We start from the raw sequence: 14,257 nt of genomic DNA on the forward strand, positions 1-14,257 counted from the left end.
TATTGAGCTTGACAAACATTAAATTTTTTTATGCAACGCTACTGATCAGTTATATTAATAAACTTAATCAGATTAATCCGGAAACGATTTTGGAAAAGATTGTTGATCAGAAAGGTAATGTAACTTTATTAAAACAAGATGTAAATAATGAAGATAGTTTAATTTTATCTAATAAATTAACAACTCTTTACCGCAATATTAAAGGAATTGAAGAAGAAACAGGGCTTTATGATTTGTATGTAGGGTATCCTTACATAACTGGTTATATGTTAGACGGAACTTTTATTCGAGCGCCTTTATTTTTATACCCAGTAAAATTAGAAAAAACAAAAGCAAGCGGTATTCAATGGAAATTATTTTTGGAAGAAGGGGATCCACAACTAAATCGAACATTATTCTTAGCATTTAAAAAATTTAACGGGATTAATGTAACAGAAGATATTTTTGATGAAGCTGAAGAACAGGCAAAAACGGTAAATTTCTTAAAGTGGATTTCTTGGTTAAAAAATCATTCATTAAACATTCTTTGGTCAAATCAAACCACTTTACAGTCTTTCAAAAATTATACGAAAGATACAATACCTCAATATAAAAAAGGCGAATTTGAACTCGAAAATATAGCAATATTAGGTAATTTTCCTCAAGGTAACTCTGCGCTCCTAAAAGATTATGATGAATTAATAGCACTCGCAGAAAATTATAATACTGATTTTGGAATATTAGGAGAGCTTTTGGGGGTTGGTGAGAATTTTTATGAAGAATCCATGGAAAACGACGAATTGGAAATAAATAAAAAACAAGAAAAAAGAGAAAATGAAAAGTTTTATGTCTTAGATTCTGATGCATCCCAAGAAGAAATTATTGAAGAAATTGATTATCAGAAGGGACTAGTTGTTCATGGTCCACCAGGAACCGGTAAATCTCAAGTAATCGTTAACTTAATCGCAAACTCCATAGCACAAAATAAAAGAGTTTTGTTAGTTTGTCAAAAAAGAGCGGCATTAGATGTCGTTTACCAGCGTCTAGATTTGTTAGGATTATCTTCTCATGTAGCCCTTTTACATGATGAGAAAAATGATCGAAAAACTTTATATCGCAAATTGTTTACTTTACTTGAAGAGAATAAATCGATTGAGGAATATGAAGAAGAGCTAAAACAAGTTTCCGCCAAAATTGAAAAATATGAATCCGAACTGAATGCTATCGCAAAAGGGTTATATGAAGTTCAAGATCACGGGTTTAAGGCATATGATTTATACGGACTTGGAAAGCCAATATCAGAAATTGATACAATTTTAGAGCTAGAAAGTGTTTTATCTTCTTTAAATAAAGATAATCTTGAAGATGTATTAATGAAAATATTTTCATATGGAAGTTATTATGCACGGTTTGGATCGAACAGCTATCCTCTAAAAAATAGAAAATCTTTCGCACATTTAGATTTAAAAGATCGGTTAACAATTGTTGAAATATTAAAAAATGTGATTGAAAAAGCAGAAAAAAGCATTGAGTATTTGGATTCCTTTGATCAAAAAGACATTACTCCAGAATATAGCTGGCTTGTTAGTGATAAATTAGAAAAAATTTACGATGACTTAAATCCGAATGAAAAGAAAACCTTGCAAAAACTAAGACTTTGGTGGTGGACATCTTTTACAGGAAGAACCATCGTTGAAGAACTTTTAAACGGTGAAAAATTCAAAGGGATTTCATCAAAAGAGTGGCCAAAATTAAGAGAAAGTCTGCGTATCCTTTATGAACTTTCAATGGTTTCAGAAAAAATGTCTAAAGAAGTGGAAACACTTAAAACCTATTTTTCAAAAGAAGCAATTGATCAATTTAATGCCAGAATTACAAAAGGTGATATACCATTAAAAGAATTTCAACAACAACAAGAATTTGTTATACAAGATTTTGAAGAACTTAGAAATATGGATCGGATTTATGAAGAAAGTTTAACTTTCATTAAAACCATCATAGAGATGCTGAAAGAAAAGACCGGAGATAATATTCATAAACAGATTGCTGATGAATGGGTTGATATTGTAAGGCAATCAGCTTATATTCACTGGATCGATCAAATTGAAAAAAAACATCCTATTCTAACAAAAATCGGGACAGATGAGTTTGAAAAAATACGTAAGGATTTTAAAGAACTATTAATCCAAAAAAGGGATCTAACAATAAAGGTCCTTATGCATCGATTGTTAAAGAGGATGCAAAATGTTAAACAAATGAATAGTAAAGCGATGAAAGAATTAAAACATCAAGTTGGAAAGAAAAGAATGATCTGGCCAGTACGAAAATTGGTTAGACAGTTCTCTTTAAATGGTTTACTTGACGTAATTCCTATTTGGCTTACATCACCAGAAACGGCTTCAGCCATTTTTCCATTAGAAAAAGATTTATTTGATGTCGTCATTTTTGATGAAGCTTCACAATGTACGGTGGAAAACGGTTTACCTTCAATTTATCGTGGAGCGAAAATCGTGGTTGCTGGAGATGAAAAACAGCTTCCACCTTCCAACTTATTTAAAGGTGAAGTTCAAAGTGATGAAGATGATGAAGAGCATATGGAGTTAGATGAATCAGAAAGCCTTTTGAATTTAGCAAAAAGAATATTACCTGAAAAAATGTTACAATGGCATTACCGTTCAAAATCTGAAGAGCTGATAAACTTTTCAAACCATGCTTTTTATAATGGCAACATACAAATAGCACCGAATGTAGAACCATTAAAAAAACCTGCTGCTATTCAGTGGCATAAAGTCGATGGCAGATGGATCAATCAGTGTAATGAAGTTGAAGCAATTGCTGTAGTTGAATTACTAAAGAATTTGTTTAAGTCTGACCCATCAACATCCGTAGGGATTATCACATTCAATGCAAAACAACAAGATAAAATACTTGATATTATTGATCGCAACATTGAAGAAGACAAAGAATTCGCTGTTTTATATCAACAAAACATGGCTAAAGAATTAGATGAGAGACTATTTGTAAAAAATATTGAAAACGTCCAAGGGGACGAGCGGGATATTATTATCTTTTCAATCGCTTATGCCAAAAATGAGGAAGGAAGAGTATATAATCGATTTGGAACTCTTGGCCAACAAGGTGGAGAAAATCGTCTAAATGTTGCCATTACACGTGCCAAAGAACAAATCCATGTAGTATCTAGTATTGAGCCTAATGAATTAAATGTTTCTAATACAAAGCACGATGGCCCTAAGTTGCTGAAAAGTTATCTAGAATATGCAAAGGCAGTTTCTTTATTAAATAGGGAAGAAATCGAAAGAATTCTAATGGAGTTAAACGAAAACAAAAATACAAAGAAGCAAAATACAAATATAGTGTTTGATTCTCCTTTTGAAGAACAAGTATACAATCAACTAACGAAAATAGGATATAAAGTAGACACTCAAGTAGGGATGTCAGGATATCGGATTGACCTAGCAGTTGTCCATCCTAACAACCCGCAAAAATATATTTTGGGTATTGAATGTGACGGCGCAATGTATCATAGTTCCGCTTCAGCAAAAGAAAGAGATGTTTACAGACAACGCTTCTTGGAATCTAAAGGTTGGACAATCACAAGAATTTGGAGCCGAAACTGGTGGAAAAATTCTACTGCCGAAATAGAACGGATCGATCAGATGATTAAACAGATAATAAAAGAAGAGAATTTGAAAAAGCAATTGCAATATAGCTCTTCATAAAGAAGGTGTACCCTATATGGTACGCCTTTTTTGATTGGATAATTTTAAAAAATATAACAGTTACAAAATTAACACCTACAATAAATTCATTTATAAGTGCCTATGCATTGCGCTCCCAAAAGTAGACAGTATAAAATCGGCTAGAGTAGAAGGAATCAAGGTTAAACCGCCCTGGTTCCTTTTCTCTTCTTATCTTTTTGTGAATGGTGATCAAGATAAGAAGGAGAAAACATAGCCCTTCTGTGCTCGTTATTTAACTTGCTTTTGCCTATTGAACCGGTGTTTGATAACTTAAAGCCCCTTGTATACGTTTGTGATTATAATACCAAATGTAATCATGATCTATACTTTTCACTGTTTGTTGGTATCTTTCTTCTTCTGTATCTCATTAATTTTTAACAAGTCTTAACTTCTATTAAGAAAATATGTAAAATAATGTTGGTATAGGTGCCTGGCACCACCTGAATATTTAGTATAATAATGGTGTTATGTCAAGAAAACGGACACGTTAAACAGAGAGAAATAGCTGAACCTATGCAGCTACTTTTCTCTGATTAGCGTAGTATGTTTCTTCAAATTCACATGGCGATACATAGCCAAGAGCGGAATGACTTCTTTTTCGGTTGTAGAAGGATTCGATGTACTCAAAAATGGCTTGTTTCGCTTCTTTCCGCGTATGGAATCGATTCGGATAGATACACTCTTTTTTGATTAAGCTATGAAACGACTCCATACAAGCGTTGTCGTAACAGTTCCCACGTCTCGACATGCTCACTTGAAAATGATGTTCCTGTAAAAGCTGCTGATAGTTATTCGAAGCATATTGGCTCCCACGATCCGGGTGATGAATCACTCGTTCCATTGGTTTTTCGCTGTTTAAAGCCCGTTGTAACGCTTTAATGACTAACTCTTTGGTCATTCGTGTATCGATATACCAACCTACGATTTTTCGTGTATACAAATCCATGATACTCGCTAAATATAACCATCCTTCATCAGTAGGAATATACGTGATATCGGCCATCCATACTTCATTCGGAGCAGTTGCTTGAAAGTTTTGTTCCAATAGATTGACATATACGTTGTAAGGATGATTACTATTAGTCGTTGCTTTGTATTTACGCACAGTAATCGATCTCAATCCTTCTTCACTCATGATTCGGGCTACTGTCTTTTGGGACACACGAATCCCTTGTTTACGTAGTTCTTGCGTAATTTTCGGACTTCCATAAATCTTACGGGACTTTAGATACTCATTTCGAATCTGTTGAGTGAGTTGTTCTTTTTGTTCTTTCTGTTTACTTTTCGCCCGCTTAAGCCAGGCGTAATCCTCACTTCTTGAAACACCGAGCACTTGACACATCTTCACAACAAGAAATTCATTTCGGTGTTGAAAAATGAAGGCGTAAATGACTTCTGGTTTCTGGTGAAGATGCCTAACGCCTTTTTTAGGATGGCTAATTCCTCCTCCAACTCTTGATTGCGACAGGCGTAATTCGATGATTTCTTGATTTTGTGGTTTGATGTTGCCTGAACCTACAAAACTCGTTCCTGATGTTAGACTAAAAAGTAGACACAGATTATTATAGTAATAATAGACTGAAAAATGAGGTGTCTACATGACAAAAAAACAAAGGCGGTACGAGGAAGACTTTAAGCGTCAAACTGTTCGTTATATTTTGGAGGAAGCGAAATCCGTTGCACAAGTGGCTCGTGAGCTCAAAATTAACGAAAATACTCTTCACGGCTGGATGAAAAAATATAAGCAAGAACCTGAAATAACAGAAACCCAAACGTTTCGATCCGAAGACCACGAAGTTCGTGAACTGAAGAAACGTATTCGGGATCTGGAGGAGGAAAACTCCATCTTAAAAAAGGCGATGCACTTCTTCGCGAAAGACCAACGGTAAAATATTCATTTATCCATGAGCATCGCTTCGATTACCGATTGGAGAAGATGTGCGAAGTATTGAAAGTTTCTCGAAGCGGTTATTATAAATGGCGTGATCGTCCCAAAAGTGCTAGACAAGAGCGTCGAGAAGAATTGACGCAGGAAGTGCGTCGTGTGTATATCGAATCTCGCCAACTGTATGGGAGTCCAAAGGTTGCCAAAAAGCTTAATCATGAAGGCATTAAGGTTTCACAGAAGACGGTTTTCCGCATAATGAACAAAGAGGGAATGAAGCCTCGTACCGTGAAAAAGCATAAGGCTCCCACTAACTCAAAACATAACCATCCGGTCCAGGAAAATGTCTTAAACCAACATGTTACTGTTATGAAGCCAAATGAAGTATGGGTAGCTGATATTACCTACATTCCAACGGATGAAGGTTGGCTTTATCTAGCTAGTATGATGGATTTGTATTCAAGGAAAATAGTCGGCTGGCATATAGACTGTTCCATGAAAAAGGAGCTAGTGTTAAGTGCTTTAAAGCAAGCCTATCAGCGTCAACAACCACAGGGTTCTATCCTCCATCATTCTGATCGAGGGAGTCAATATGCTTCAAATGACTATCAAGCTAAGCTAATGGAATACGGAATGAAATGTAGCATGAGCCGCAAAGGAAATTGTTATGACAACGCTTGTATTGAATCATTTCATGGGGTTATAAAAAAAGAACTAATCTATCAGACTCGTTATAAAACAAGGGAGGAAGCAAAAAAGAGCATATTTGAGTATATAGAAATATTTTACAATAATAAACGTATTCACTCCGCAACAGAGTATTTTTCGCCACCTGAATACGAACGTATGTACTATAAAAAGGGAGCTTAATGAACATATTAATAGAATAGTTAGACCCGAAAATTTACCTTTTAAAAATAATTAGGACAACGTCGTAATTATTTTTAAAAGGCCACCAAGCGATAGCGCGGTAGCTGCGAAAAAAATCTATAAATTTTTGTGTCTACTTTATTGACCTAATATCAGTACTTCTCGGCACGCCAAGGACCGTACACATGGTTTTAAGGTCATAATGGTGTTTGGCTCTTATCTCGTCAATCATGGATATAACAGTGGTTTGATCTACTTCTTTGCGAATATGGCCATAGCTTTTTTTAAGATTTCGTTTTCCTCTTTCAGCCGGTGCAATTCTTTTTGCAGGTTCAGAAATTCTTCCGGGGTAAAAGAGCCCCCGTCATCCAGCTTAACCGGTTTTTGTTTTCTGATCCATTTGTAGATTGTCGTTTCAGACAGGCCATATTCGCTGCAGATCTGTTTTACTGGTGTTCCAGTTTGATAAAGCTCAACCACCATTTCCTTAAATTCAGCATGATAACTTTTACGTTTTTCGCTTGTGTTACCCATATCAGGACACATCCCTTCGTTAATATTATATTTCACTAAAGGGTGTCCATGAAACTATACTAGCATCATCCCCGGGTAAGAGTGTAATCTTTCCTTCCATCTATCTGCTTCATTTACTCTATATCACCTTTGGCAGAAAGGACTTTGTTTTGTTATGCAAACTCATCCAATGATACCTAGCCTTATATGAAGTTCGTGTTCCGAGAGACCTTAAAGTTCGCCGCTCGCTTCCTTCAGATTCCGCGTCACCACGGACACCCTTGCCTCAAGTTTGACAGAGTACACTAAAGAAAAGCCCGAAAATACTGGTGTTTTGGACTTTACCCACAACACGTACCACTACACTTGTTAGTGGCACGTGTTTTTTTCTAATACTCTAGGAGGCGCTTGTGTGACAAGTGCTTCAAATGCTAGATTTGCTTGACCTTGTAATTCTGTACGAACGATTTGCTCTTCACCATTCACGCGTATTTTCGAGGCCTTCATCTGGCTTACATCATGCAAAATATCCTTTACACTTGTTTGGCATCCTATTTCTTTTAGCTTATAGGCCAAAAAGGATTCCATGACAAGCGCAAGGAAACAAACCATGATATGGCCTCGAATACGAGATTCCACTCGATGGTACATCGGGCGAAGTTCTAGATTCGACTTCAGGTTACGAAAGGCTTGTTCCACTCTCCACAACTCTTTATAGGCAAGTGCTGCCTCTTCATCCGTTAATGACGAGTTGGTCCGAATGGCGTACTTTCCGTCAAACTTTTCGTCATTGGATACCTTCTCTTCATCAATTTTGGCCGATGCTTTTTCTATCGTTAAAAACTTGGAATACGCACGGTTTTTGACGAGTCCAGATGGACCGAGTTCATCAAGCTTCGATTGAAGGTTTTCTAACACGACTTGACGACTCGCTCGATCACGTTCTTCAGCGTCCGGATTGTAACAGAGTACATACGTTTCGCCATCGATTTTCTTTGACTTCACTTTTAGATTCGGAAGAACCTTCTTATATGGCCCACGGATGGATAATAGCTCTTGGGCTTTCTTCGACTTTCGTAATTTGACACCCACAATATATTCCATGCCCAGTTCACGAATTTGATCTAAGTTGGCTTCACTAACCATTCCGCGGTCTCCCACTAGAATGACTTTCTGAATAGGATAGCGCTTCTTCAGGTCTCCAACCACCATGCCAAATGTCTTCGTATCATGCATGTTTCCAGGGAAGACTTGATGCCCAATCGGAATCCCTGTTTTGGTCATTAATAAGCCAATCACGACTTGTTTTCGATCTCCACGATGATCTTTGGAGTAACCATAGTGAGCCAGCAGTTCGTCTGCTTCCTCTCCTTCGAAATAGGTGCTTGTCGTGTCGTAAAACACGATATCTACTTCTAATGAGGTTAAATCGGTTAAATGTCCATAAAGTTGTTCCTCAATTTTTTCTTTTTGTTCACTTAAGAAGTCTAATGCACGATAGTAGTGATGGAGTTGGATGTCTGAAAGACCTTCTGCATAAATCGTGTCGATCCATTGTTTGAAGATATAATGCTTACTATTGGGATCCATGAGACGGTTTAACACCATGGCAAAAATGGCTTCGTCATACTGAGAAGCAGCCTCGGAATCATCCATGATTTTACGTAATAGCCGACCAAGCCCTAACTTTTCCCATACCTTTCGGAACAGATAAACCGGCCCAAACTCTTTTGTCCAAAGCACGGAGACAGAAGAGGAAGACCCTTGCCCGTGAATTCGGTCAAAGTAACGCTCTGAAAATTTGGCTAATCCCTCGATTATGTTATCGACAGAGCCATTCTCTAATAAATGTTCTAACCTCCCTAGATTACAAAGCGTTTGTTGCCGAACTTTATTGTCTACACGAAATGTACGACATATTTGTAGATATTGACGAACAGAACCATTTTTATTTTTTTGCTTATTAATTCGAATATACATAGCACTAATAGTATAACATATATTACATATTATTGGATATACAAAAGTTATCCACATAACACTACATAATGATTATATTTTCGATAAAAAAAGTGGATAACTATTGGTATAATCACCTTTAGTTATCCACATGTAGTGAAATGGTGTCAAACTTGAGCTTGCGTTAGGCTAACCACTACTTCTGCCTTCGTGGCTCGGGACTTTCACCCTAGAGATTACACCCATGCCGGGCGCACATAAAAACCTTGAAAGGCGCATAGCCAATCAAGGTTTTTTAACATTTTTAATCGCTATACTTGGTTATCCAATCCATAATGTCTTGATCTACATGTAGGTATTCATCCGGATCATCTTTTAAATCAACTCCGGAAACAATTTGTAAAAGTTCCCAAACAGTTTCATCTGATATATTTGGCTCATCCTGCATGACATATTCTGAAACCCAATCTGCTGTTTCCTCTCTTGTTAGCTTTCCTTGTAAAATCATTTTCAGTTTATCAACCACTTCCTCTTTTGTTGGTTGTCTCATTTTTTCACCACTTTCCAATATAGTTCCCATTCTTATCAAAACGATAGTGAACCTTGGCACCACCAGTAAATTTAGTATCAGGTCTAACCTGTCTAATTCTACCATTATGATCCACAGTCTCATGCCACGTTTTCTTTCGACACATACCTATTACCCTAATCGAAAAACCTCAAGAGAATTTGTCTTCTAAGGATTATTCACGATTATAAATCGTAAATCTGAGAAATTTCACCTTTTAAACAGACATACTTACATAAAACACCTTCCAATTTCGTCTATTAATCTCTCTAATTTTATCCCCAGCTCATTTGGTTCATCATCATTTAATCCTTTTTCCAAAAACTCTTCATTTACAATATCTCTCAATTCGTTACCTAAAGTTCTGATACAACTCTCGAATCATAAAAAACTCCCCAATCTTCAGCATCGTTTCTCCCCTCATCCAAGATGTCGTTTTGAAACGATTATCTGTCATTTTTGGGGAATTTTAAACCGCTGTTATTGGGGATTTTATCACCGTTGATGACATACTACAAATGCAAAGGTTCAAAAGATATAAGGAAGTTAATGTTAAAACTGGGTGCAGACATGTTGCTAAATGGGTTTTCCCTGTGCCGAGGAGCAGGCAGGATGACATTCTCGCAATTGCCAATGAAGCACAGGCTGCACAGTTCCCTAGCATCCAACTGAGGAGCCAGATGGATCTTCTCATTCCACTAAAATATTCTTGGTTTAGGAAAGTCGCGCCACCTTTGCCTCTTCCCTCAATACCAGTTGCTTGCATATGAAGGTTCATACGAAATCTTTGATGTTACCAATGCCAATTTAATGATGGTAAAGATGATTTATATTACTTTTATCGACTAATAACGGAGATAAATATGTTTCCAACAGTGCGGCAATTAATAAAAGCAATACATCTATGATCAAAAGTATAAAAAGATTTTTTCCCAAACTGATAAATGACTTCCTACCAAATTCCTTTTTTTTTATCATATTAAAAATGTTTACAGTAACATATAAACCTATTGATGCCGTAAAAAACATATTTATAACTTCGATTATTCCATGCCCGGCGAAAAAGGAATATGCTGTTTTTAAGCTAGTTTTTTCTACCAAGCTATGGAAAATAAATCCTAAATAAAAAAACTGCTGGAAGAGAAAAATCAAAGAAAACAATCCGAAACTAATGATTGAGAAAAAAATGGTATGAATATGTATTTCAAAGTTCGTAAAAAAAATCTTTTTAAAAGAAGGATGCAAGTCCGGGTTAAACTGCTCATTAGGTAATAACAAAAAACCTAAAAAGAAAAATATGATTCCCGTTAACGAACTAACTAAAAAACAAATACTAAATATTTTAAATTTCACGGGTACCACTCTCTAATACCACCTTATCAAACAGATCATCTCTTCTTAACCTTATCGTTTTATTTGAAAAATCAGATAAATATATGTCTGTTGAATGAGTTGCATAAATTAAAATTGCTTTGTTTTGAACGACGTAATTCTTCAAAAAATCGAGAATGACTTTTCTAGAACGAACATCTAAATTTACAAAAGGTTCATCAAGCAGAATCAAATCAGGCGAAGAAAGAAGTGCAAGTATTAATGACAGTTTTTGTCTTGTACCCAATGATAGTTCCCGTGTTAGTGTATCTTTATATTTATGGAGCCCAATTTCTTCCATGAGAGCACCAAGAGTCTCGTCTAATCTTTTTTTATTCAAGAAGGACAAGATCATATCTATAGTTTCGGAAGGAGTTAAATATTCATATAAAAAAGGTGTATTACCAATTAATGAAACTCCTTCCATATACTTTTTGAAATTGTCATTTAATGAAATTCCATTTAACTTGATGTCACCCTCGAATTTGGTCATTCCGCCAATGGTATTCAGTAAAGTTGATTTACCGATACCATTTTCACCCAGTAATTCCACAATACTTTTTTTATCAATTTTCAAATTTATACCATCAAAAATATAAGCTGAATCTCCATATCTTTTCTTAATGTTTATTAACTCAAGCATTTTTTACCTCTCTTTAAGAAAGTTATAAAATAATAAAAAAATAGAGTATATAAAAAAGCAAATGATTATATGATAGACACTTCCTGATTTTATCGAATAAATAGCGACAGCACTGCTAATAATTAAAGGAAATCCAATTATAAACAGATCTTCTATTGGATTGAAAAAATAAATAAAAAAATTGTCTTTGATTTCTTCTAATGATAATTTTTTAAATCGAAAGACTCTTTTTGTAATGATCTGTATTGTGCTGAAGTAGATAACGGTTGAACATAATCCAATGATGGCAGTAACGGACGAAAATCCGTAAAGTACGAGTAAACCAAGATAATAGCTGAGCAGGATAACAAAGAGTTTTCTGGAAAGAAATTTAGAAAGTAAATTCTCATAGTATTTTTTCTTATCAAACTTCTTTATATAATAGTAATCACTTAAATTTGAGTTATTTAACATCTTTGAACTATTTATGATTCCCTGGGATATAAAACTGATCATCACGCTTTCAACTGCTAAATAAACAGTTAGGATAATAAACTTATGAACACCAAAATGATAAGTTATAAACCATATTATAAATGGTAAAATTGCTGCGAATAGATAAATATAAAATATATATAAATAGTAGGTTCTATTTTGAACGGACCGGGACAAAGCAATCAGGTACTTATCTAATTGCGAATCATATTGATATCTTATGAAATGTTCTTTCCGCTTCATATCGTTTGGACCGTGAAAAAATAAAAATAAAATCTGATGATTACTCCAATAGAATTTTAAAAGAATTGTAAGAATGGCAGCAATGATTCCGAAAACCTCATATAAAAAGATTATTACGTAGCTAACATTCATTTTTTCCATATAAATAAAGATAAAAATGCAGTAAAAAAGAATGCTTGTTCCAAATGTTAATGCCAATCTTTCCAGGATTAGCAACTTGAATTTATTTTTTCGGGCTTTATACATCCATTCGGAAACATTTTCCATTTCCTGAGGATCATAATCATCATTATTGATATCTGTGGACCAAAGGCTAAAAATTAAATAGATTGTTGCGACATACAAAGGATTTATAAAAGGTTCTAAATAGGAATGAAAATAATAAATGAGCGAGTAAACAAAAATTGGTGCTATTTTTGAAATAAAATTAATAACCTGATTTATTTTGTATAATACAGACAGCAATATTTTTTTATCTGCTTCAGAAAACTCATTGAAAATAGATCTGTAGAAAATCTCTATATTGGAAATTGCTTTTCTTTTTTTTATTAAACGTTTATATTTGAAATACTTCATCTGTCCTCAATTCCCTAACATTTTCCCGATGATTCTTATCAATGTGATAACGCCTACCAATAAAAAAATAACTGAAATGGCGAATACGACCATCATCTTCAACTTAAAATATTTTTCCATATTCTTTTACACCTTTCCCAAATTATTGAAAAAATGTAGCATTTATCAATGTATGTATAATAAGTGGCACACCATACAATACCGAAAATATAAGAACCCCTAATTTGATTTTTACGTTGTTCGATATAGACTTATCAATAATCGAAAAAAATATATAAATAAAAACTGCCAACAATATTTGTGAGACTGGCGACCAGATCAGCCATGGAATGTTTTGCATATCATTAAGACCGATAGCCTTAATAATAGTCATATTTAATAGTGTTGAAAAGATATTCGCTAAAAGGATTGGAAATATATAGTTGCTAAATTTTAATTTCTTTTTAGTCATGAAATTTGCTACAAAAGTAACAAATAGTGTTTCCATTATTACAACTGTTATACCCGCTATCAATTGCACCGAAGTTATAAAGACAATAACAAATGCTTCGGTAAATAAAGGTAAGTTTTTTTGGATTTCGTTAAATTGTTCAATGATCCCAAATTGCCTGATTGAAAAAAAAGTATTGGCAACCAATATCAGAGACAATAGAAAAAAAGAAAGCGTATTGATTAATCCTTGACGTTTTAATATAAGCAACATATTTATCCCCTTCATATAAAGAAGTTAGTGCCCCACACACTACCTTCTTTACTATATTTCCATTAAAGTGCTTTTGCTGCTGCTCTTTTACCCGATCTGGATAGTGCCAAAATTGTAGCACGATAAGACCAAACTGCTGCTGATGCAGTAGCTCCAAGTCCAGTTAGAGTCAGTAATAATGATGCGTAAGAAATCCAATCCAAATAATCCAGAATAACCCCTGCAGTGCTTAAACTAACACCTGTAAGTTGTCTAATCAAAACTTTCTCCATTATATTCAATTCATTCGTTATTCATTAATCTATAAATTATGTGGAGGCACTCAAAAATAAGATGCGGATCCGCTCAATTATATAAAATAGTTGAGCAGACCTAACGCAAATATAATGACATAAAGCAAGTCAGATTAATTACATTAATAAAATTAACTTATACAGTTGTCTGCTAGAATGCTATAGTATTACACTTACAAATCAGAATTACACAATTTATTTATTAAAATATTCCATCATAGCACTTTCAAAAATAATTATAATTATTTTTCCAAATATGTAAATATTTTTATTAAATAACAAATAATGTTTAAAACTTTGTGTAAAGCATTTTGCTAGACCAAAAGAAAAAGATAGGTATTCTCTGATTTGGCCATAACACATTCCAAAATTTAATATGGACACAAAATCATAAGGTGACATTTACTGATCGTTTACAT

11 protein-coding genes are annotated in these 14,257 nt (G+C 34.4%); 2 read left to right on the forward strand and 9 right to left on the reverse strand.

What is annotated here, in order from left to right; genetic code table 11:
* The first annotated feature begins 8 nt into the window (after positions 1-8).
* On the forward strand, positions 9-3,719 hold the full coding sequence (locus NSU02_RS15030) for an AAA domain-containing protein (RefSeq protein WP_339193222.1): 3,711 nt from the start codon (positions 9-11) through the stop codon (positions 3,717-3,719).
* A 532-nt stretch (positions 3,720-4,251) separates the two neighbouring features.
* Here NSU02_RS15030 and NSU02_RS15035 read toward each other — a convergent pair.
* The gene (locus tag NSU02_RS15035) at positions 4,252-5,298 is read right to left on the reverse strand and encodes an IS3 family transposase (RefSeq protein ID WP_339195815.1); all 1,047 of its coding nucleotides are present in this window, start codon (positions 5,296-5,298) and stop codon (positions 4,252-4,254) included.
* 40 nt (positions 5,299-5,338) lie between these two features.
* Here NSU02_RS15035 and NSU02_RS15040 point away from each other — a divergent pair.
* A protein-coding gene (locus NSU02_RS15040) for an IS3 family transposase (protein ID WP_339193223.1) occupies positions 5,339-6,495 on the forward strand; the annotation gives its coding sequence in 2 pieces (ribosomal slippage) (positions 5,339-5,597 and positions 5,597-6,495; 1,158 coding nt in all).
* A gap of 252 nt (positions 6,496-6,747) precedes the next feature.
* On the opposite strand, the gene NSU02_RS15045 is transcribed toward NSU02_RS15040, so the two are convergent.
* From NSU02_RS15045 to NSU02_RS15080, 8 genes are all read right to left on the reverse strand, one after another.
* Positions 6,748-7,029, reverse strand: a complete 282-nt coding sequence (locus tag NSU02_RS15045; RefSeq protein WP_339193224.1) for a transposase — start codon at positions 7,027-7,029, stop codon at positions 6,748-6,750.
* A gap of 348 nt (positions 7,030-7,377) precedes the next feature.
* A complete protein-coding gene (locus tag NSU02_RS15050) occupies positions 7,378-8,988 on the reverse strand; it encodes an IS1634 family transposase (RefSeq protein WP_339192846.1) in 1,611 nt (536 codons plus the stop codon).
* A 283-nt stretch (positions 8,989-9,271) separates the two neighbouring features.
* Positions 9,272-9,517, reverse strand: a complete 246-nt coding sequence (locus NSU02_RS15055; RefSeq protein ID WP_339193225.1) for a DNA-binding protein — start codon at positions 9,515-9,517, stop codon at positions 9,272-9,274.
* A gap of 825 nt (positions 9,518-10,342) precedes the next feature.
* Complete coding sequence (locus NSU02_RS15060) at positions 10,343-10,888, reverse strand: stage II sporulation protein M (protein ID WP_130158306.1); 546 nt, start codon at positions 10,886-10,888, stop codon at positions 10,343-10,345.
* Positions 10,878-11,549, reverse strand: coding sequence for an ABC transporter ATP-binding protein (locus tag NSU02_RS15065; RefSeq protein ID WP_339193226.1), 672 nt, complete (start codon positions 11,547-11,549; stop codon positions 10,878-10,880). The genes NSU02_RS15060 and NSU02_RS15065 overlap by 11 nt, the downstream gene beginning before the upstream one ends.
* Positions 11,550-11,552: 3 nt before the next feature.
* Positions 11,553-12,842: a sugar transporter gene (locus NSU02_RS15070; protein ID WP_327856388.1), complete on the reverse strand. Its 1,290-nt coding sequence runs from the start codon at positions 12,840-12,842 to the stop codon at positions 11,553-11,555.
* Positions 12,843-12,984: 142 nt separating this feature from the next.
* On the reverse strand, positions 12,985-13,545 hold the full coding sequence (locus tag NSU02_RS15075; RefSeq protein WP_339193227.1) for a hypothetical protein: 561 nt from the start codon (positions 13,543-13,545) through the stop codon (positions 12,985-12,987).
* A gap of 62 nt (positions 13,546-13,607) precedes the next feature.
* Entirely contained in the window at positions 13,608-13,805 is a 198-nt protein-coding gene (locus tag NSU02_RS15080; protein WP_339193228.1) for a hypothetical protein, read from the reverse strand.
* Positions 13,806-14,257 lie beyond the last annotated feature (452 nt).

It is taken from the genome of Aeribacillus sp. FSL W8-0870 (genome assembly GCF_037963755.1).
Taxonomy (GTDB): Bacteria; Bacillota; Bacilli; order Bacillales; family Aeribacillaceae; genus Aeribacillus; species Aeribacillus composti.